This window comes from Microbispora sp. H11081 (assembly GCF_012999535.1).
Taxonomy (GTDB): domain Bacteria; phylum Actinomycetota; class Actinomycetes; order Streptosporangiales; family Streptosporangiaceae; genus Microbispora.
Window position 1 is genome coordinate 55270 of sequence record NZ_JABBWV010000009.1, and the last position, 20435, is coordinate 75704.

The 20435-nt window shown below is 70.8% G+C and carries 21 protein-coding genes; 5 read left to right on the forward strand and 16 right to left on the reverse strand.

The genetic code is table 11. From position 1 onward, the window contains the following. Positions 1 to 15: 15 nt before the first annotated feature. From HHX31_RS22160 to HHX31_RS22180, 5 genes are all read right to left on the reverse strand, one after another. On the reverse strand, positions 16 to 618 hold the full coding sequence (locus HHX31_RS22160) for an XTP/dITP diphosphatase (protein WP_169950252.1): 603 nt from the start codon (positions 616 to 618) through the stop codon (positions 16 to 18). Positions 619 to 635: 17 nt separating this feature from the next. Beyond that, positions 636 to 1352, reverse strand: a complete 717-nt coding sequence (gene rph, locus HHX31_RS22165; protein ID WP_169950253.1) for a ribonuclease PH — start codon at positions 1350 to 1352, stop codon at positions 636 to 638. Between the two features lie 5 nt (positions 1353 to 1357). Continuing rightward, positions 1358 to 2110, reverse strand: a complete 753-nt coding sequence (locus tag HHX31_RS22170; RefSeq protein ID WP_169950254.1) for an MBL fold metallo-hydrolase — start codon at positions 2108 to 2110, stop codon at positions 1358 to 1360. Next, positions 2107 to 2940 (reverse strand): glutamate racemase, encoded by an 834-nt coding sequence (murI, locus tag HHX31_RS22175; protein WP_311932160.1) that lies wholly within the window; start codon positions 2938 to 2940, stop codon positions 2107 to 2109. Before murI ends, HHX31_RS22170 begins: the two co-directional genes overlap by 4 nt. A 70-nt stretch (positions 2941 to 3010) precedes the next feature. Continuing rightward, the gene (locus HHX31_RS22180; RefSeq protein WP_169950256.1) at positions 3011 to 3805 is read right to left on the reverse strand and encodes a thioesterase family protein; all 795 of its coding nucleotides are present in this window, start codon (positions 3803 to 3805) and stop codon (positions 3011 to 3013) included. Positions 3806 to 3973: 168 nt separating this feature from the next. Between HHX31_RS22180 and HHX31_RS22185 the strand changes: the two genes are divergently transcribed. Continuing rightward, on the forward strand, positions 3974 to 5656 hold the full coding sequence (locus HHX31_RS22185; protein ID WP_169950257.1) for a DUF3352 domain-containing protein: 1683 nt from the start codon (positions 3974 to 3976) through the stop codon (positions 5654 to 5656). 292 nt (positions 5657 to 5948) lie between these two features. On the opposite strand, the gene HHX31_RS22190 is transcribed toward HHX31_RS22185, so the two are convergent. The 5 genes from HHX31_RS22190 to clpS form a co-directional block, all read right to left on the reverse strand. Further along, positions 5949 to 6896: a PLP-dependent cysteine synthase family protein gene (locus tag HHX31_RS22190; RefSeq protein ID WP_030510924.1), complete on the reverse strand. Its 948-nt coding sequence runs from the start codon at positions 6894 to 6896 to the stop codon at positions 5949 to 5951. Continuing rightward, positions 6897 to 7175: a MoaD/ThiS family protein gene (locus HHX31_RS22195; RefSeq protein ID WP_169950258.1), complete on the reverse strand. Its 279-nt coding sequence runs from the start codon at positions 7173 to 7175 to the stop codon at positions 6897 to 6899. It lies immediately after the preceding gene. A 276-nt stretch (positions 7176 to 7451) separates the two neighbouring features. Then, on the reverse strand, positions 7452 to 7868 hold the full coding sequence (locus HHX31_RS22200) for a Mov34/MPN/PAD-1 family protein (RefSeq protein ID WP_169950259.1): 417 nt from the start codon (positions 7866 to 7868) through the stop codon (positions 7452 to 7454). 9 nt (positions 7869 to 7877) lie between these two features. Next, positions 7878 to 8402, reverse strand: coding sequence for a DUF2017 domain-containing protein (locus HHX31_RS22205; protein ID WP_169950260.1), 525 nt, complete (start codon positions 8400 to 8402; stop codon positions 7878 to 7880). Then, a complete protein-coding gene (gene clpS, locus HHX31_RS34560; RefSeq protein WP_169950261.1) occupies positions 8402 to 8689 on the reverse strand; it encodes an ATP-dependent Clp protease adapter ClpS in 288 nt (95 codons plus the stop codon). The genes HHX31_RS22205 and clpS overlap by 1 nt, the downstream gene beginning before the upstream one ends. A 39-nt stretch (positions 8690 to 8728) precedes the next feature. Here clpS and HHX31_RS22215 point away from each other — a divergent pair, with 39 nt between their 5' ends. From HHX31_RS22215 to HHX31_RS22230, 4 genes are all read left to right on the forward strand, one after another. After that, a complete protein-coding gene (locus HHX31_RS22215; RefSeq protein ID WP_311932161.1) occupies positions 8729 to 10015 on the forward strand; it encodes a nicotinate phosphoribosyltransferase in 1287 nt (428 codons plus the stop codon). Between the two features lie 64 nt (positions 10016 to 10079). Beyond that, on the forward strand, positions 10080 to 10652 hold the full coding sequence (locus tag HHX31_RS22220) for a nicotinamidase (protein WP_169950262.1): 573 nt from the start codon (positions 10080 to 10082) through the stop codon (positions 10650 to 10652). Positions 10653 to 11026: 374 nt separating this feature from the next. Further along, positions 11027 to 11698 (forward strand): hypothetical protein, encoded by a 672-nt coding sequence (locus HHX31_RS22225; RefSeq protein WP_169950263.1) that lies wholly within the window; start codon positions 11027 to 11029, stop codon positions 11696 to 11698. Positions 11699 to 11928: 230 nt separating this feature from the next. Continuing rightward, positions 11929 to 12501, forward strand: a complete 573-nt coding sequence (locus HHX31_RS22230; RefSeq protein WP_169950264.1) for a hypothetical protein — start codon at positions 11929 to 11931, stop codon at positions 12499 to 12501. An 88-nt stretch (positions 12502 to 12589) separates the two neighbouring features. On the opposite strand, the gene HHX31_RS22235 is transcribed toward HHX31_RS22230, so the two are convergent. The 6 genes from HHX31_RS22235 to HHX31_RS22260 all read right to left on the reverse strand — a co-directional run bounded on the left by HHX31_RS22235 (position 12590) and on the right by HHX31_RS22260 (position 20335). Beyond that, positions 12590 to 14341, reverse strand: a complete 1752-nt coding sequence (locus HHX31_RS22235) for a DEAD/DEAH box helicase (RefSeq protein ID WP_169950265.1) — start codon at positions 14339 to 14341, stop codon at positions 12590 to 12592. A 360-nt stretch (positions 14342 to 14701) separates the two neighbouring features. Beyond that, entirely contained in the window at positions 14702 to 15241 is a 540-nt protein-coding gene (locus HHX31_RS22240; RefSeq protein WP_169950266.1) for a hypothetical protein, read from the reverse strand. A gap of 462 nt (positions 15242 to 15703) precedes the next feature. After that, a complete protein-coding gene (locus tag HHX31_RS22245; protein WP_169950267.1) occupies positions 15704 to 16915 on the reverse strand; it encodes a hypothetical protein in 1212 nt (403 codons plus the stop codon). 138 nt (positions 16916 to 17053) lie between these two features. After that, positions 17054 to 18226, reverse strand: coding sequence for a zinc metalloprotease (locus HHX31_RS22250; protein WP_169950268.1), 1173 nt, complete (start codon positions 18224 to 18226; stop codon positions 17054 to 17056). A 182-nt stretch (positions 18227 to 18408) separates the two neighbouring features. Continuing rightward, a complete protein-coding gene (locus tag HHX31_RS22255; RefSeq protein WP_396711455.1) occupies positions 18409 to 18672 on the reverse strand; it encodes a DUF3039 domain-containing protein in 264 nt (87 codons plus the stop codon). Positions 18673 to 18766: 94 nt separating this feature from the next. Beyond that, positions 18767 to 20335 carry a DHA2 family efflux MFS transporter permease subunit gene (locus HHX31_RS22260; RefSeq protein WP_169950270.1) on the reverse strand — a complete coding sequence of 523 codons (1569 nt, stop codon included), beginning with the start codon at positions 20333 to 20335 and terminating at the stop codon, positions 18767 to 18769. Between the last annotated feature and the right edge of the window lie 100 nt (positions 20336 to 20435).

Genomic DNA, 20435 nt, shown 5'->3' on the forward strand with positions numbered 1-20435 from the left:
GGTCTTACGGCGGGATTACGAGACGACCCGGGCGATCACGGCGGCGAGCGCGCGGAACGCCTTGCCCCGGTGGCTGATCGCGTCCTTCTCCTCCGCCGTCATCTCGGCGGTCGTGCGGGTCTCGCCGTCCGGCACGAAGATCGGGTCGTAGCCGAAGCCGCCCGTGCCACGCCGTTCGCGGATGAGAAAGCCGTGCACGGCCCCCTCCACGACATGCTCCTCTCCCGTCGGCAGCGCGAGCGCGGCCGTGCAGGCGAAGTGGGCCTGCCTGCGGCCGTCCGGCACGTCGCCGATCTGCGCGAGCAGCAGGTCGAGGTTGGCGTCGTCGTCGCCGTGGCGGCCTGACCAGCGGGCGGAGAAGATGCCCGGCATACCGTTCAGCGCCTCGACGCACAGGCCGGAGTCGTCCGCGACCGCGGGCAGGCCGCTGGCCGAGGCGACCGCGTGCGCCTTGAGCAGCGCGTTCTCCGCGAACGTGAGGCCGGTCTCCGCCACGTCGCCGATCTGCGGGAACGCCTCAAGGCCGACCAGCTCGACCGGCACGTCCGCGTCGGCGAGGATCCGGCGCAGTTCGACGATCTTCCCGGCGTTGCGGGTCGCCAGGACCACCTTGCTCATGCTGTCGTCCTCGATGTTCAGGAGAGGGCTTCCTTCTGGATGCGGGTGAGGTCGGCGCACCCGGCGGCGGCCAGGTCGAGCAGTGCGTTGAGCGCCGTCCGGTCGAACGGCGTGCCCTCGGCGGTGCCCTGCACCTCGACGTAGTCGCCCCTGCCGGTCATCACCACGTTCATGTCGGTCTCGGCCTTGACGTCCTCGCTGTAGTCGAGGTCGAGCATCGGCTCGGTGCCCACGACGCCGACCGAGACGGCGGCGACCGAGTTCACCAGGGGGTCGCCAGGGCACATCCGGCGCTGCCGCATCCAGGCGATCGCGTCGGCGAGGGCGACGTACGCGCCCGTGATGGCGGCGGTGCGGGTGCCGCCGTCGGCCTGCAGCACGTCACAGTCGAGCACGACGGAGTTCTCGCCCAGGGCCTTGTAATCGACGCAGGCGCGCAGGGAGCGGCCGATCAGCCGGGAGATCTCGTGGGTGCGTCCGCCGATCTTGCCGCGGACCGACTCGCGGTCACTGCGGGTGTTGGTCGACCGGGGCAGCATGGCGTACTCGGCCGTCACCCAGCCGAGACCGCTGCCCTTGCGCCAGCGGGGCACGCCGCTCTCCACCGACGCGGCGCACAGCACCCTGGTGCCCCCGAACTCCACCAGCACGGAACCCTCCGCGTGGGCGAGCCAGTTCCTGGTGATGGTCACGGGACGAAGCTGGTCGGAACGACGACCGTGTGAACGAGCCATACGGGTCACCCTAGGTCATACACGGCCCCGCTCCGTGCCAACTCCATCGGGCCCGCGAAGCCGCCGCGCCCGGCGTCCTCCAGAATGCGGGACTTGTCGTACCACGGGACGAGATGGGTGAGGACGAGCGCGCCGACCTCGGCGCGGGCGGCGTGCTCGGCCGCCTGCCTGCCGTTCAGGTGCAGGCCGGGAGTGAGGCCCGGCTCGTCGAGGAAGGACGCCTCGCACAGGAGCAGGTCGGCCTCGTGGGCCAGCTTGACGAGCTCGGCCGACTCGCCGGTGTCCGCCGAGTACGCGACGGACCTGCCCTGGTGGGTGACGCGGAAGCCGTACGTCTCCACGGGGTGGTTCATCGTGGCGGCCGTCACCTCGAAAGGACCGACGTGCCGGGTGCCCGGCGACAGCCGTACGAAGTCGAAGGAGTTCTCGAGCACGGGCTCCTCCGGCATCGCGTACGCCGCGTTGAGCCGCTTGGCGGCGCCGGCCGGGGCGTGGACGGGCACCTTCGGCAGCGGGCCGTCCGGCGTGTAGGTGCGTACGACGTGGTAGGCGCACAGGTCGAGGCAGTGGTCGGCGTGCAGGTGGGACAGGAGGATGGCGTCGACCTCGTAGAGCCCGGCGTGCCGCTGGAGCGCGCCCAGCGAGCCGTTGCCGAGGTCGAGCAGCAGCCGGAAGCCCTCGGCCTCCAGCAGATAGCAGGAGGACGGGCTGTCAGGGCCGGGAAAGCTGCCCGAGCATCCGATGATCGTCAGCTTCATCGCGAACTCCCTACGCCGGTGACGTCGCCGATGCCGGGGGCGGTCCGCTCCACCGACTCGAGCTCGGGACCGAGGAAGCGCTGCCCGAGCCGCGCGAACAGCTCGGTGTCGCCGGTCGCCCGGAAGCGGTGCCCCGGCTCGCCCGCGCCGTTGGACAGCCCGCGGTCGTGCAGGATGCGGTAGACGTCCTTGGCCGTCTCCTCCGCGCTGGACACCAGCGTCACCCCGTCGCCCGCGACGTACGAGAGGGCGCCGGTGAGCAGCGGATAGTGCGTGCAGCCGAGGATCAGCGTGTCGCAGCCGGCGTCCTGGATCGGCTTGAGGTAGCCCCTCACCACCTCGATGAGGTCCTCGCTCATCGTCTCGCCCCGCTCGACGAACTCCACCAGCAGGGGGGCGGCCACCGCGACCAGCTCCACGTCGGGGGCGGCGGCGAAGGCGTCGTTGTAGGCCATCGACTCGATAGTGGCCCGCGTGGCGATCACCCCGACCCTGCCGTTCCTCGTGGCTCGCACCGCCCGCCGGGTGGCGGGCTGGATCACCTCGACGACCGGGACGTCATAGCGCTCCCTGGCGTCCCTGAGCACCGCCGAGCTCGCGCTGTTGCACGCGATGACCAGCATCTTCACGTCGTGCTCGACCAGGTGGTCCATGACCTCAAGCGCGTACGCGCGGAGTTCGGCGATGCTCTTGGGCCCGTACGGCTGATGAGCCGTGTCGGCCACGTAGAAGATCGATTCGTGGGGCAGCTGGTCGATGATCGCCCGGGCGACGGTCAGGCCACCCACTCCGCTGTCAAAGATCCCGATCGCCCTGGTGTTGTCCGGCACGCTTCCCAAGGTTAGGGGAACGATCCCCGCCGCCCAGGGTAAGAAAGCTCACAACGCGCGCCCCCGCGAGTCAGCCCCGGCCGAGGCGGGCGAGCTGGCGGGACTGGGCGACGAGCCGTCCCGCCGAGTCCCACACCTCCACCTCCTCGTCGAACCAGCCGTCGCTGATCAGCCGCCCGCCGCCGAGCAGGGTCAGCCACCCGGGCGCGGGCAGGGCACGCAGATGCCAGGTCAGCTCCACCGTCGGAGCCCACCCCCGCGCCCCCGCGGAGAACACGACCGGCGGCAGCGCGTCCACCGCGAGCGCCAGCACGTACGGGTCGGGGTCCTGCGGTTCGGCCAGCCGGAAGTACGCCCGCGACTCGGGTCGTCCGGTCGGCTCGCCGCCGAGCCAGCCGATCGTGGGCGGGTCGAACACCAGCTCCATCTGGGCGCCGAGGTTCATGTTCGACTCGGGCTTGGGATCGGGCAGGCGAACGCAGTCGGCCACGTCCGGCATCGCGGCCGACGGCCCGTCCGCCCAGTCAGGGACCGCCGCCGCGTCCAGCGTCGCGGTCGTGACAAGCATCTCGATCAACGACTCGCCGTCCTGGACGAGCCGCGCCCGCGCCATCGCCGCCGTACGGCCCGTCTTGAGCGGCTCGAGCAGCACCCGGGCCGGGCCCGGCCTGGCCACCCGGAGGAACTGGGCGCTGGTGGAGACCGGATGGGCGTGCGGAGAGGCGTCCACCACGGCGCGCAGCATCGTGGCCATGAGGTAGCCGCCGTTCAGCGGGCCTCCGATGGAGTATCCGTCGTCGAGACACACGTCGTAGGTGGTGTCGTCGACCCGGATGGCCTGCGTCGCCTCGTCGAACTTGGTCATGCGCCCCTCGCCGCTCTACCGAATTTTGTTCTGGTGATTACTTTAGCGTGGCACCGCTGGGGACCACCCGGCGGCTCGCGGTCAAGTGGCCTGCAAGTGGGCCGCTACCGGCCGGACCTACCGTCGCGGCGTACCCCCCCCCACGACGACGCAGGTGAGTGAGCCCTCATGCCCCCGGAGACCTCCCCGCAGAACCCGAGCCCCTGGCAGCCCGGTTCCCCGGGACCCGCCCCCCGGCAGGCCGATGCCTGGAACCCCGGCCTCTGGACGCCCGGGGAAGAACAAGACCTCGACCGCACCGTCTCCTACCGCGTTCCCCGCCCGGCCCCGGGCGAGGCGCACACCGTGCGGATGCCGTCCTGGACGGAGCCCGAGGAGATCGGCTCCGTCACCCTCACCGACCCGCCGCCGCTTCCGCGCCGGACCCGGCGAGGGCGCGGCTGGATCGTCGCGCTGGTGGCCGCCGTGTTCGTCGGCGTGGTCGGCGGCGGCGGAGTGTGGGCCGCCGCCAAGCTCAGCGGCGGCGGCGCGCAACCGCAGGACGTGCTGCCCGCGGACGCGCTGGCCTACGTCCGGCTCGACCTCGACCCGTCGGCCGGGCAGAAGCTCGCGTTGTTCGGCATCGCGCGCAAGTTCTCCGCCACCCGCGGCTCCTTCGCCGGCGACGACCCCCGCGAGGCCCTCGTCACCGCGCTGCGGAAGAACGAGCCCGGCCTCGCCGAGATCGACTACGCCAGGGACGTCGAGCCCTGGCTCGGCGACCGGGTCGGCCTCGCCGTACTGCCAACGGCCGACGGCGGCGAGCCTGTCGGAGTGCTCGCCGTACAGGTGAAGGACGAGGCGGCGGCCCGGACCGGCATCGGCAGACTGGGTCTCGACGACGGCGCGGGCGGCCTGGCGTTCCGCGACGGATATGCCATCGTCGCCGCGAGCCAGAAGCAGGCCGACGAGTACGTCAAGGCGGCGCCGCTGTCCGGCGACCCGCGATTCGCGGCCGACCTCACGGCGCTCGGCGAGCAGGGCGTGCTGTCGTTCTGGATGGACGTGGAGAAGATCGTCAAGGCGGCGGGCAGGGACGACGTCGCCACCGGGCCGATGCTGCAGCAGATCAAGGGCATGCGGTTCGCCGCCGCCCTCCGGTTCTCCGGCGACTACGCCGAACTGGCCGGGATCACCCGGGGCGGGACGCCCACGAAGGTCCGGCCCGAGCCGGTGAGGATCGGCGAACTGCCCGCCTCCACGGTCGCGGCGGCCTCGGTCTCCGGCCTGGGCGACCTGCTGCGCGAGCGGTGGCCGTCCGTCGAGCGGGCCGCGGACGGGTCAGGCGGCGAGATGGTCAGGCAGACCCTCGACGGGGCGCGGGCGCAGTACGGCCTGTCCCTGCCGGACGACCTCGTGACGCTGCTGGGCCGCACCTTCACGCTCGCCGTGGACGAGCAGGACCTGGACGGCCCCCTGCCCCGGGTGGGCGCCGTGCTCACGACGGACACCGCCAAGGCCCGCGACCTGGTGACCCGCCTGCAGGCCCAGCTGAACGGCACGGGGATGCCCGCCGAGGTCGCCACCGCGGAACACGACGGGCAGTTCGTAATCGCGAGCACCGAGGAGTACGCCGCCGCTCTGGGAACAGGCGGAGGGCTCGGCGAGAGCGAGACGTTCCGCACGGCCGTCCCCGACGCCGGGAACGCCACCTACGCGGTGTACGCCGACCTCGACCGGCTGGAGAAGCTGTACCTGGACGACGTGAAGGGTGAGGCGCGCGCCGACGTGGAGATGCTGCGGGCGATCGGCCTGAGCGGCACCCACGGCCAGGACGGCACATCCTTCACCCTCCGCCTCATCTTCAACTAACCCCGCTCCCCCCACCCTCTCCCCCGCCGTGATCTTGTAGTTTGTCGCACCGATAGCGGATGAGCTGCGGTTCCACCATTCGTGATCTTGCAGTGGTCGATGCCAGAGCCCACCGCACCAGGCAAAACGCGATTCGTGATCTTGCACTTCTCGCCGGAGTGCAAGATCACGAATCGCGTTTGCGCTGTTCACGCGACCGCAGGCCAATTCCGTGCAAGATCACGGACGGTTTCATCGCAGGTCACAGGCGTGCGTGCGACTAACTACAAGATCACGGTGGTGGGGTGGGGGGTCAGGCCCAGAGTTGGCCTTCCAGGCGGTCCTCGGCCTCGTCGAGGGTGCCCTCGTAGGCGCCGGTCGAAAGGTACTTCCATCCGCCGTCCGCCACGATGAACACGATGTCCGCCCGCTCACCCGCCTGGACGGCCTTACGGGCCATGCCGATGGCCGCGTGCAAGGCGCAGCCCGTCGAGATGCCGGCGAAGATGCCCTCGGCCGCCAGCAGCTCACGGGTCCGGCGCAGCGCGTCGGCCGAGGTCACCGAGTAGCGGGTGGTCAGCACGGACGCGTCGTACAACTCGGGCACGAAGCCCTCGTCCACGTTGCGCAGGCCGTAGACCAGCTCGCCGTAGCGCGGCTCGGCGGCCACGATCTTCACGTCCGGCACCTGCTCGCGCAGGTAGCGGCCGACGCCCATCAGCGTGCCGGTGGTGCCGAGCCCGGCGACGAAGTGGGTCACGGTCGGCAGGTCGGCGAGGATCTCCGGCCCGGTCGACTCGTAGTGGGAACGCCAGTTGGCCGGGTTGCCGTACTGGTAGAGCATCACCCAGTCGGGATGCTCGGCCGCGAGGCCCTTGGCCACCCGCACCGCCTCGTTGGAGCCGCCCGCGGCCGGCGAGGAGATGATCTCCGCGCCCCACATGCGCAGCAACTGGCGGCGCTCCTCGGAGGTGTTCTCCGGCATGACGCAGATCAGCTTGTAGCCCTTGAGCCGGGCCGACATCGCCAGCGAGATGCCGGTGTTGCCGGACGTCGGCTCCAGGATCGTGCATCCCGGCGTGAGCAGCCCGTCCTTCTCGGCCTGCTCGATCATCCACAGCGCAGGCCGGTCCTTGACCGACCCGGTCGGGTTGCGGTCCTCCAGCTTCGCCCAGATCCGTACGTCGGGGGACGGCGAAAGCCTGGGCAGACCCACCAGCGGGGTGCGCCCGACCGAGTCGATCAACGAGTCGAAGCGCATCTAGCGCGCTCCGCCCGCGACGGCCGGGAGCACGGTCACGGTGTCGCCGTCGGCGACGGGGGTGCCGAGCCCGCCGAGGAAACGCACGTCCTCGTCGTTGAGGTAGACGTTGACGAATCGGCGCAGGCCGGACTCGTCCACCAGCCGGTCTTTCAGGCCGGGGTGACGCGCCTCCAGGTCGCCGATCAGCTCCTCGAGGGTCGCTCCCTTGGCGTTGACCGCCTTGGCGCCCTCGGTGTAGCTGCGGAGGATGGTCGGAATGCGGACCTCGATGGCCATGTCGGCTCAATCTCCTTGATCAGTGGTCGTCATGATTGGTAGGCGTTCACCTGAGTGAAACATGGTCAGGTGGGAGTCGATTCCAGCGATCATCTCCCCGGCGGCCCCGTACGGGGCGACTCCGCCGAGCGAGCCGGGTCAGCGACAGTCGTAGACGACGACAGAAGGCGTGTGCGCGAAGAGGAACGCCTGCACAGGAGACCCCGGGCGTACCCGGCGCGACAGGACAGCCGGTGACGACACGGGACGAGCGTCATCGTTGGGCATAACTCAAGTTTAACCGTACGACTCGATGATCTTGACTTCCTCCTCCGTGACGACACCGTCCACGATCCGATAGGACCGGAAGGGCGTCTCCTCCTCGGAGGCGGTCGACACCAGCACGTAGTGGGCGTCGGGCTCGGAGGCGTAGGTGACGTCCGTACGGGAGGGGTACGCCTCGGTGGCGGTGTGGGAGTGGTAGATCACGACCGGAACCTCGTCGCGGTCGTCCATCTCCCGCCACACGCGGAACTGCTCCATGGAGTCGAAGCGGTAGAACGTCGGGGAGCGCTCGGCGTTCTCCATCGGGACGAACCGTTCGGGGCGGTCGGACCCGGCGGGCCCGGCCACGATGCCGCACGCCTCGTCGGGGTGGTCGGCCCGCGCGTGGGCCACGATCTTGTCGACCAGTTCGCGTGAGATCGTCAGCATGCGGGCAACCTACCAAAGCGCCCTGACGAGGGTGTCCTGCAGGTACGTCAGCCAGTCGTAGATCACGAACGATGGGTAGCGGGGGTCGTCCTCCGGCATGAGGGCGATCTCCTCGTGGACCTCCTCCGTGACCTCCAGGCGCACGCCGAGCGCGAGGCGGACGTCGTTGAGCGCCCGCAGCCACGCCTGCCCCTGCTCGGGCGTGAGCGTGAGCACGCCCGGCTCCGCCGTCTCCAGCAGCGTGCTCGCGTCGGCCCGCTTGCCGTCGCGCAGCGTCGCCTCCGTGTAGCGCCGGAACTCCTGCGCCGCCTCCTCGTCGTCGGCGTACGCCGAGGGGAACAGGCGCGCGAGCACGGGGTCGGCCGGCGGGGCCGCCGCGCCGATGCCGAGCGCGCGCTCCAGCGGGTCGTCGCCGGTGGTCCCCGGCTCGACCAGGCCGAGCACCTGCGACACCAGCGAGCGCAGGATCGACACCTCGCCCGCGTCGAGCCGGACGGTCACCCCGTCACGCGTCGCCCTGAAGCCCGTGCTCATCACTTGTCCTGCTGGACGGTGGCCCACAGGCCGTAGGAGTGCAGGATCTGCACGTCGCGTTCCATCTCCTCGCGGGTGCCGCTGGCCACGACGGCCTTGCCCTTGTGGTGGACGTCCATCATCAGCTTCTCGGCCTTCTGGCGGGGATAGCCGAACACGGCTTGGAAGACGTACGTGACGTACGACATGAGGTTGACCGGGTCGTTCCACACGATCGTGAGCCACGGCAGATCGGGGCGCACGTCCGACGACGGACGCTCGACCTCGGCTGGAGCTGTGCTACCCACGTAACCATCCTGCCTCACGACCGTCGTAGTCTTCGACACGTGCGCATGACCACGGGCACGGCCCTGCTGACCGACCAGTACGAGCTGACGATGCTCCAGGCCGCGCTGGCGAGCGGCGCGGCGCACCGACGGGCGGTCTTCGAGGTGTTCGCCCGCAGGCTGCCGGGGGCGCGGCGCTACGGGGTGGTGGCCGGCACCGGGCGGTTCCTCGACGCGCTGGAGGACTTCCGCTTCGACGAGCAGGACATCGAATATCTGTGCTCGGCCGGCGTCGTGGACGAGCCGACCGGCGAGTTCCTCGCGGGCTACCGCTTCTCCGGCAGCGTGTACGGCTATCGCGAGGGCGAGGCGTTCTTCCCCGGCTCCCCGATCATGGTGGTGGAGGGGACGTTCGCCGAGGCCGTGCTGCTGGAGACGCTGATCCTGTCCATCCTCAACCACGACTGCGCGATCGCCGCCGCCGCCTCCCGGATGGCCCAGGCCGCGGGCGACCGGCCGCTCATCGAGATGGGCTCGCGGCGCACCCACGAGCACGCCGCGGTGGCCGCCGCGAGGGCCGCCTACCTGTGCGGCTTCGCCTCCACCTCCAACCTGATGGCGGGTCATCTGTACGGCGTGCCGACCGCGGGCACCGCCGCCCACGCGTTCACGCTGCTGCACGACTCCGAGGAGGACGCCTTCCGGGCGCAGCTCGACTCCCTCGGGCGCGGCACCACCCTGCTCGTTGACACCTACGACGTCGCGAAGGCCGTACGGACCGCCGTGGAGCTGGCCGGGCCCGGCCTCGGCGCGGTGCGCATCGACTCCGGGGATCTCGCGGTGGTGGCCGTGGAGGTGCGCCGCCTGCTGGACGAACTGGGCGCGGGCCACACGAGGATCGTCGTCACCAGCGACCTGGACGAGTTCGCGATCGCCGCGCTGGCGGCGGCGCCGGTCGACGCCTACGGCGTCGGCACCGCGCTGTCCACCGGCTCCGGCCATCCGACGGCCAGCCTCGTCTACAAGCTCGTGGCCCGTGAGGACCGCACGGGAACCCTCCAACCCGTCGCCAAAGCGTCCGTGGGCAAACCGAGCGTCGGCGGGCGCAAATGGGCCTACCGCAGGACCGGCGCCGACGGCACCGCGACCGCCGAGGTGCTCACCCGTGAGCCGGTGGACACGGAGGACCGCCCGCTCCTGGCCGAACTGGTGCGCGACGGCAAGGTCGTCGGCCGCGAGAGCCTGGAGGCCGCCCGCGAGCGGCACCGTGCGACTTTGGCGGAGTTGCCACTGGAGGCGTGCAGCCTCTCCCCCGGAGACCCCGCAGTCCCTACTATCTTCAAGTGATCGCGGAGGACCGGCGCATGAGGACGACGCCGGTCCTCCGTGATCGCCACTGTGAGGTGATCCCATGAAGACCGCGCTCGTCGTCGTGGACGTGCAGAACGACTTCTGCGAGGGTGGCAGCCTGCCGGTCGGCGGAGGCGCCGAGGTGGCCGCGTCGATCAGCCGCCACGTCCAGGAGCACCCGTACGACCACGTGGTGGCCACCCGCGACTTCCACATCGATCCCGGGGCCCATTTCGCGGCCGAGCCCGACTACGTCGACTCCTGGCCTGCGCACTGCGTGGTCGGCACCTCCGGCGCGGACTTCCACCCGGCCTTCGACACCGCGAAGGTCGAGGAGGTCTTCAGCAAGGGCGCCCGGCAGGCCGCCTACAGCGGGTTCGAGGGCGCCACGGGGGACGGCGTGGGCCTGGCCGCCTGGCTGCGCGAACGCGGCGTGGAGGCCGTGGACGTCGTCGGGATCGCCACCGACCACTGCGTGCGAGCCACCGCCCTCGACGCGGCGGCGAACGGCTTCGCCGTACGGGTCCTGCTGGACCTGACCGCTGGTGTGGCCAGGGAGACGACGGAGTCGGCGCTCGCCCGCCTCGCCGAGGCCGGGGTCGAACTCGCCGGGGAGCCCGTCCTCCGCTCCTGACCCGCACGCCGCCGTTCCAGGCCGTACGGCACGCCCCTGGGGGAGCCTTTCGGCCGGACCCCGCCTCGGCTGCTTGGCTCTGAACGGGCCTTCGTGCCCGCCATGGCCTGGATGACCCGGTCGCGGCCTGCTCCTGCCGCCGGCCGGTCCCGGACTGCCCACTGGTGATCGCCTTCTCGCCGGGATCGGCGCCGTGGCCATGACCATCGCCCGGCGGGCCACGTCGGGGGCGACGCCGGCCCCAGCCGCCCAGCCGTCCGCCTGACCACGGTGTCCCGTTTCCCGGTGTGGCGCGCCCCCACGTCAACGACTTCACCGCGTAGCGTAATCGGGGTATTACCTAGCGTGACGACCCTTCGTGGATTGGCGGCCCGATGTTCGTGTTCTCGCTCGGCCTGTGCTGGCTCATCCTCACCCCTGTATGCGTGTGGCTCCTCTTCGGTCGCGGCCACCGGGGCGCGCTTCGTGCCGCGGGCGCGCTGACCCTGGCGGCCCTGCAGACGGCCACGATCGCCCTGGAGTTCACCCAGAGGCCCGCGGCCGAGCCGGCCAGGACGGTCGCCGTACGGAACCCCGGCACCGCGACACTCGGGGAACGCGCGCCGGCCACGCCCGGGCAGGACGCACTGGACCGGCGGGACACACCGGACGACTCGGCAGGCTCCGCCCCCTCGCCCGCGGTGTCCCCACCCGTGGCGAGTGGCCGGCCCGCCTGCGAGCAGCGGGTCACCACCCCCGACGCCGTACGACTGTCGTTCCACGGGCGGACCCTGCACGGCCTCACCGTCTACTGGCCGGCCGCCACGGATCAGTGCGACACCGCGACGGTGGCGGTGCGCCAGGCCGGTCATCACCTGCGCATCTGGGTTCAGGAGGGCACTGAGGGCGGGCGGCAGGAGGGCGCGCACCGCGTTCCGATCCGCGTCGAGGCGGGAGTCGCCTCCCTCAGCCTCCAACTGAGCCCGGTCGCCCGGCATCATCGCCGCTACATCGCCATCGACGGTCACACGGGCGACCGCATTCCGCTACGGTCTCATATGTCGTAGTGAATGGCTTTTCGCCATTCCGGCTTTCCCGCGTCGGTGGAAATAAGCACCCCCGCTCCGGCGGCCATTCACCACACCGGTTTGGATAATCTTTATCCAGCCTGGGACGCCCCGTGAATCTCCCGGATTATCGCCCTCCGGGGAAGGTGCGGAGCTGATAGCAATTCCCTCCATGCACCCACCTTCGCAGCGAGCCCCGGTCGCGCTGCCCTACGATTGGAGGACGCCCTATGACCGTGTCCACCCTCGAACAACGCGTCGAGCGCTTGGAGAATGATTTCATGGAGCTGAGCGTCTACTGCCGCAAGCAGGCGGTGGAGCACGCGTATGACGCGATGCAGATCAATTGGGACAAGCTCGATGCGATGAGCGACCGCCTGGTCCGGGTCGAGCAGGTCTCCGAGGAGACGAGAGCGGACGTCGGCGTCCTGAAGCGGCAGATGGGCGTCGTCACGATTCGGCTCGACCGCATCGACAGCGAGATCAGCCGACTGGACCACAACGTCGAGGGCCTCAACGACCGCGTCGACGGACTGACCCAACGAGTCGACGGGCTCAACGACCGCGTCGACGGACTGACCACCCGAATGGACGCACTCAGCGACCGCGTCGACGGGCTCAACGAACGCGTGGACGGACTCAACGACCGTGTCGACGGGCTCACCACCCGAATGGACGCACTCAGCGAGCGCGTCGAGGGTCTCGGTGGGCAGATGGACAGGATGGCGGCGTCCAACGCGATGATGTTCGAGACCATCCTCAAGCGGTTGGACGACCTGTCTGCCCAGGTCCGCCGGAACTAGCACGCCTCCGGGCCTGGAGCCGGCGCCCAGACGGGGACCGACGACGTCCCTCGCCGTCCAGTCAAGGACGGCGAGGGGCGAGGCGGGGTCATCTGCGCTGGGTGGCCCATTTGCGGATCATCGCGATTCGCTCGCGGACCTGCTCGGCGGTGGCCTGGGCGATGGCGGGGCCGCCGCAGGCCCGGCGCAGCTCCGCGTGGATGACGCCGTGCGGCTGGCCGGTGCGGTGGTTCCATGCGCCGACGAGGCCGTTCAGCTCCTTGCGAAGCTCGGCGAGCTGTTCGTGCGGCGCGAGGGCCGGGGCCTCTTCCCTCTTCTTGGTCTTGCGCTGGGCCGCCTGCTGCTCGGCCTGGCGCTTACGCAGCAGTGAGGCCACCTGGTCGGGCTCCAGCAGGCCGGGCAGGCCGATGAAGTCCTCCTCCTCCGGCGAGCCGGGGGCGGCGGCGGTGCCGAACTCGCCACCGTCGAACAGCACCCGGTCGAAGGTCGCCGAGGCTTCCAGCGTCTGGAAGGGCAGCTCGTCGCCGAGCGCGTCGGGTTGCTTCTTCTCCTGCTGAGCCTGCTCCAGCAGCAGATCGTCGAGGCCGTCCTCGTCGCGGCGGCGGCCCAGCACGTGATCGCGCTCGGTCTCCATCTCGCCCGCCAGGCCCATGAGGACGGGCACCGAGGGCAGGAAGACCGACGCCATCTCCCCCCGTTTGCGGGCGCGGACGAAACGCCCGACCGCCTGGGCGAAGAACAGCGGGGTGGAGGTGCTCGTGGCGTAGACCCCGACACAGAGCCGGGGAATGTCCACGCCCTCGGAGACCATCCGGACCGCGACCAGCCAGCGCCTGTCCGACGTGGCGAAATCCTTGATCTTCTTGGACGCGCCCGGGTCGTCGGAGAGCACGATCTCGGCGCCCTCCCCTGCCACCGCGCGGATGTGCCGGGCGTAGGCGCGGGCCGACTCGTGGTCGGAGGCGATGACCAGCCCGCCCGCGTCGGGCACACCCCGCCGCACCTCGGTGAGACGCCGGTCCGCCGCGTGGATGACCTGGCGGATCCAGTCACCCTTCGGGTCGAGGGCGGCCCGCCACGCCTGCGAGAGCTGGTCCTTGGTCAGCGGCGTGCCGAGCGTGGCGGCGATCTCGTCGCCCGCCCGCGTCCGCCACTTCATCTCCCCCGAGTACGCCAGGAAGATGACCGGCCGGACGACGCCGTCGGCCAGCGCCGGGCCGTACCCGTAGGAGTAGTCGGAGACGCTCCGCATCGCCCCCTCGCCGTCCTCGACGTAGCTGACGAAGGGAATCGGGCTGTCGTCGGACCGGAACGGCGTGCCGGTGAGCGCCAGCCGTCTGGTCGCGGGCTCGAACGCCTCGCGGACGCCGTCACCCCACGATTTGGCGTCGCCGGCGTGGTGGATCTCGTCGAAGATCACCAGGGTCTTGCGCGCCTCGGTGCGGGCCCGGTGCAGGGCCGGGTGCATCGCGATCTGCGCGTACGTGACGGCGACGCCGAGATAGTCGCGGGAGGTGGCGCCCTGGCTGTTCTTGAACTCGGGGTCGATGCTGATCCCCACGCGGGCCGCGGCATCGGCCCACTGCCGCTTGAGGTGCTCGGTGGGGGTGACGACCGTCAGGGCGCGCACGATCCCGCGGCTGAGCAACTCGCTCGCGATCCGCAGCGCGTACGTCGTCTTGCCGGCGCCGGGTGTGGCGACGGTCAGGAAGTCGCGCGGCTCACGGCTGAAGTAGAGGTCGAATGCCTGCTGCTGCCAGGCGCGCAGCTTCGGGGCGGTGCCCCAGGCGGCTCTGTCGGGGTAGGACGGGGAGAGGTGGGACGCGGCCGAAACGCTCAACGACGCCTCCCCGAACTCATCGGAACACTGGTGTCTCTATCGGTTCGCTCCCTCACAGTGGATTCAGACTAGCCCGCCCGACCGACAGGACGTGCCCGGCACACGCGAGGCGGTCCGAATTGGACGCTATGAGACTGCGCACGTCGGCGTCGCCGGCTCCCGCCGCCGCCCCGGCTCTCCAGCACACGATCTCCATCCCGCGGCGCCGTTCGCGACGCCCGGGTACGGCACGCGGCCTGCGGCGGCGCCGGGCCATCCCGCGCAGGACACCCCCCACACACGTACGAGGGCGGACAACCCCGGAAGCTGACGCGTCCAGGGGCTGTCCGCCCTTGTTCACTACCTGGGCCTAGTGAACCGTCAGAGCGCTACCGCGGCGGCGCAGGTGACGGCGCCCAGCGCCCGGCGGGCGCCGGTGGTGCCGGTGACGTCCGAGACGGTGCAGTCGGTGCGGTAGACGGCGCCGTCAGCCCTGCGGACGGTGACCCTCAGAAGCCCCGCGGGAGCTCCGGTGGCCGACGGAGACACGATCGTGGTGGGCAGAGTGCCCGTGAACGCCGTGCTGGGACCCGCGGCCAGGCTGATGTCGTAGTAGTAGCCTGCAGGGAACTGCGAGGTGATGTCCCTCCACCCGGTGGTGTCGTGGACCCAGACGTGGCCCCGGCGGGCCGATCCCGTGTATGTGGTCGAGCCGGTCGGCAGCACGAAAGCCGGGGTGGTCCCGGCCACCGGGACGGCGGTGAAGTCAGTGACGATGTTCGTCGAGTCGAGGCGCGGGTAGACGACGACCTTCTTGTCCTTCTCCCCGGCCGGGTTCGCCGCCTGCGTGGCGGGGGTGTTCTTCACCGGCGCCGCGCTCGCCGCGACCGCACCGGACAGCCCAACGGTCGCGCAGGTCACCGCCGCCGCCGCGGACCACATCAGCAGGCGACCGGCGCCACGCGTACCAGCGGCCGAGCTGCTACTACGAGAAATCAATTTGATTTCCCCCCATGTGAGAATTGGTCTTTCCGGGCCAACGCGTTTTCACGCGATGCGACACCGAAGATACCCGTCAGGGGAAACGCGGGCAGTGAGCCACTTACTGGATACCGGCAAACAGATGTTACGCCTTACTCAAAGCCGTCCCAGCCATCTCACTATCTCCTCTTATTCCACACGTGAACATCGTTGTGCCACCCAACGCACCTATATGAGGCTTCAGCCGGACATCCAGGAAATAGAGCTGAGCGGGTACGACGCCCTATCGCATAGTTCGGGAGTAATTTCCCGCCGAACGCCCCAAGAACGGGCGACAGGGGGTCATTTCCATAAATCGAAGCGCGGCCGTGGCGCGACCGGCGCGGCGGTTTCACGGCGAGCTCAGCGGGCTCCCCACATCAAGCCCTCGATTTCGGCCCGGGAGCGGGGATCGTCGGGATGGGCCAGCCCGAGCAGGACCGTGCTGCCGCCGTCCGGCCGGGTCAGCAGGGTCACCCGCATGAAGGCGGGCTCGTTGACGACGTCGGTGTACTCGGCGCGTACGGCGCGGGTGTGGCCGGGCCGCCCGCCGACGGTCACCGCGCGGTCGTCGACCACCTCGACCTTGTCGCCGTGCAGCAGCAGCTGGGTGTAGAGGTCGCCCAGGTCGATCACGGCCGAGCGCAGGTTGGGCGGGTCCACGGGGTCGCCGGGCCGCGCCATGACCGTGGCGCTGTCGCCACGCGCGGCGGACGAGGTGAAGCCGGTCACGGGCGCGACCACGCCCTCCCGCCACTGCGGCGGCAGCGTGAAGGCGACCCCCGCGATCTGGTCGTGGACCACCGTGGGGGGCACGCTCTCGGTTCGCTGCAGGACCGTGACCACCACCGCGCCGATGACGGCGGCGGAACAGACCAGCGCGAGTCCGCCGGCGAGGAGGCGCCGCAACCAGCGGGGCATCCGCCGGGGCGGCGTGGCGGGCGGGCGGTAGCGACGGGCCGACGGGGGCAGGTCGTCCTCGGTCTTTCCCGGCTCCAGCCCCAGTGAAGGCCACGCCGGGCGGTCGGCCGGTCGCGCATCGCCCACCGGCGCGCCGTACGGACGGTCGGGCGGTCGTGCTCCGGACGTCGGCACGTCGTACGGGCGGTCGGCCTGCCGCGCATCGGACACCGGCGCGCCGTAGGGGCGGGTGAAGCCGCCTCCGGCGCCCTCGGCTCCCGGGTGCGCCGGTCCCTGAGGGGTCACGTCGCCGGGCAGACGGTACGCCCGGGGTAAGCCCTCATCCGCGCTCCGCGCCGCCTCGGGCCGCTCCCGTGGGCTCCGGCCCTCCTGCCCCGCCTCGCTCCTGTCCGGCAGGATGTAGGGGCGGGCGGCGAAACCCTCCCGCACCGGGCCCGCGCGCCTGGCCCTCTCCTCCGCCGCGTCGCCCGGCAGCCGGTACGCGCGGGTGAAGCTCTCCTCGTCGTCGGCCTCAGGGGCGCCGTAGGGCCGTGTGGGCCACTGCGGGGACGACGAGGGCTCGCCCCGCCCGTACGGGCGGGTGGGGTCATCCTCGGACGGCGGGGACTCCCCCTCGGCGGGAGGCCAGACCCTGCGCATCCACTGGTCATCCACATAGCCTCCCGGGCGGCCTGGCCGGGCGCGCGTGGGACGGAACCGGCGAGCGACTCGGCGCTCAGGGCCGGGCGCGGGGCTCCATGACCTTGAACGCTGCTGTGGAGTTACTCACACCCGCGCCGTCACGTCAACGGCTCACACCGATTCGTCATCGACCCGCACCTCGTGCTCCGCCCGGGACTCGAGGACATCCTCCCCTCCGTCCCTGGTGCTGTCAGGCATGGGGTCGTCCGCGTCGTCCCCGGCGGGCTCCTTGAGGTCGGCGGCGGCCTTGCGCGGCCCCGCGTCGGCCGTCCGCGCCGACGGGCGGCGGTAGGTGTCCCACATCTGGTGGACGCGTACGCCCTGGCCCGCGGTGAACTCGCGCATGCAGCGATCCTGGCCGTAGTCCATGAAGTTGTGGATCGGGTCGCCGCCCGGCGCGGGACAGGTGTCCTTCTTCGCGGGACAGCCGTTCGTCGGGTGCGCCTCGGCGGGGGTGTCGTCCACCGAGTCGCCCGGGGCCTTGCAGCCGTTCTCGAAGGTGTGCAGCAGGCCGAGCCAGTGGCCGATCTCGTGCACGGCCGTGAAGCCTCTGGCGAAGTCGCGCAGCGGGCCGCCCGGCACGCTCCGCCAGTCGATGACCACGCCGTCGAGCACCGGCTCGTCGTCGTACCAGTACGGGTAGGTGGAGTAGCCGAGCACGAGCCGGCTCAGCTGCGCGATGTACAGGTTGAGCGTCTCCGGACCCCCGACCCGCAGCTTCTTCTTCATCGGCTCCTCGTAGCCGAGGGGGTCGTGGAACCAGCTCCGGTTATCGGTGTGCGTGATGCCCTTGAGCTCGTAGCGCACGCCGGTGTCCGCCCCGCCGTACCCGCCGGAGTAGGCCGTGTTCAGCACCGCGATCTGCTTGGAGACCGCGGCGTCGGGCAGGCCGAGCGCACGGTCCTTGATGATGTGCACCCACACCGGGACCGTGATCCGGGCTGGGACGCCGGGCGCCTTCCCTCTCGGCGCCGTTCCCTCCCCCCGCGCCGCCGGAAGCCGGCGGGCCGGGTCGGCCTGGATCCGGGCGGCGTCGCCGGGCCCGGGCTCACGCGGCTTCGACGGGTGGACGGGCGGCTGGGGTAGCGCACGGGTGGGCCCGGCCTCGCCGCGCCGGCGCTGTGAAGCGGCCTGACGGGCCTGGGACACGCCGTAACGGGTCTGGGGCACTGCCTGGCGGGCGTGCGCCACGGCCTTGCGACGCTGTGGCGAGGAGTGGCCGCGCGGCGGCGCGGCCTGGCGAACCAGGCAGTCGTCCGGCCGCGAGACCGGCGAACCACGCATTCCGGCGCCGGCGTGCCCCCCGCTCATCCGGGCGGCGGACGCCGGGGTGGCGCAGGCGCCACCCAGCGCGTAAAGGCATGCAAGGACGACGGCGATGGGTCGCCGAACCATTCGTTCCCCCGATACGGCTGGTCAGAAGGCTGACCTTAGCCGCAGGGGAAGTGATGATCCCGGATCGACACTCAGGTGCCGGACGGCTCTCCGGACGGTTCGCCCTTGGGCAACCCGTCGTAGATCTCCTTGCACTCCGGACAGACCGGATACTTCTTCGGGTCGCGGCTGGGCACCCAGACCTTGCCGCACAGGGCCCGCACCGGCGCGCCGGTCACGTAGCTCTCAGTGATCTTGTTCTTGTCGGCGAAGTGCGAGAAGCGCTCGTGGTCACCGTCGCCGTGCGAGAGCCGGGGTGTTACGTCGCTCTCGGGAAGAATCTTCGTGCCGCTCACGAGTGACAAGTCTACTGAGCGAGACGTGAGCCCCGGCCCTCCCACGCGTACGGCTCCCGCTGGGGAGGCGGGAGCCGTACGGGAAGAAAGGACGTCAGCCCATGTGGACCGCGGCGCCCTCGGTCTTCCTGCCGGCCCTGACGAACAGGGCCAGGATCGCCGCGACGACGGCGACCCCCGTGCTCACGAGGAAGCCGAGGTGCAGGCCGTCCATGAAGGACAGGTGCGCCGCGTCGGCGATCGTCTTGGCCACCTCGGCCGGGAGCCCGGGCGGGGCCTGGCCCACCGAGGCCAGGGCCTTCAGCCCTTCCATCTCCTCCGGCTTGACGCCCTGCGCGATCGGGCCGAGGTAGCCCGGCAGCACCGAGGCCACCTTGGCGGACACGACCGCGCCGAGGATGGCGGTGCCGAGCGCGCCGCCGACCTGCATCGCGGAGTTCTGCACGCCGCCCGCGACGCCGCTCAGCTCCTCGGGGGCGTTGCCCACGATGATCTCGGTGGCGCCGACGAACACCGGCGACAGGCCGAAGGCGAGCAGCACGAACGGTATCGCGGTGTCGGCGAAGGCCGCGTCGACGCTGAGCCGCGACATGAGGAACATGGCGACGGCGGCGATCACCATGCCGCCCGCGATGGTGAACCTCGGGCCGAGCCTGCCGATGAGCATGCCCGCGATGGGCGACGCGACGATCATGCCGGCGCTCATGGGCAGCATCCGCAGGCCGGAGTCGAGCGGGCTCAGCCCGTGCACGCCCTGGAAGAAGAACGTGAGGAAGAACATCACGCCGAACATCGCGAACGGCATGAGGATCATGAGAACGGTCCCGATCGAGACCGAGGCGTTGGCGAACAGGGACAGCGGCAGCAGCGGCTCGCGCGCCTTCGACTGCCAGAACAGGAACACGCCCCCGACCACCACGGCGGCGGCGAGGAAGCCGAGCGTCTTGGCGTCGCCCCAGCCCCACTCGGGGGCCTTGATGATCGCCCAAACCAGCGCGAACATCGCACCGGACAGCAGCACGACGCCGAGCCAGTCGATCCTGGACAGCGTCTTGGCCTTGCTCTCCCGCAGCGCCCACAGCCCGAACGCCAGAGCCACCACGCCGACCGGCACGTTGATGAAGAACACCGACTGCCAGCTCACGTGCTCCACCAGGACGCCGCCGATGATCGGGCCGCCCGCGCTCGACAGGCCGAGGATCGCGCCCCACGCGCCCATGGCCGCGTTCAGCTTCTCGCCGGGGAACGCCGACCGGAGCAACGCCAGCGCGGCGGGCTGGAGCAACGCGCCGAACAGTCCCTGCAGCACGCGCAGCGCGATCAGCATGCCGATGGAGGACGACAGGCCGATGGCGAGGGAGGTCAGCGCGAAGCCGACGACACCGATCAGGAACACCCGCTTGTGCCCGAAGAGGTCGCCGAGCTTGCCCGCGGTGATCAGGAAGACCGCCAGCGCGAGCAGGTAACCGCTCGTCACCCACTGCAGGTCGGCCAGTGTCGCATTGAGTTCGACCTGGATGACCGGGTTCGCGATCGCCACGACCGTGCCGTCGAGCATGACCATGATGACGCCGAGCGAGACGGCGAGCAGTGTGAGCCAAGGATGGCCCTGGCTCCGTCCCGGAGACGCGTCGGCGTCCACCGCCGATGCGGCTTGAGTCATGGAGGTTCCCCCTTAGCGACACTGAGCAGACCCGCAGTAATTTATGTCAGCTCATGACAGATGACAAATGCTTTTATCCGACATACGGTGACATCTGACA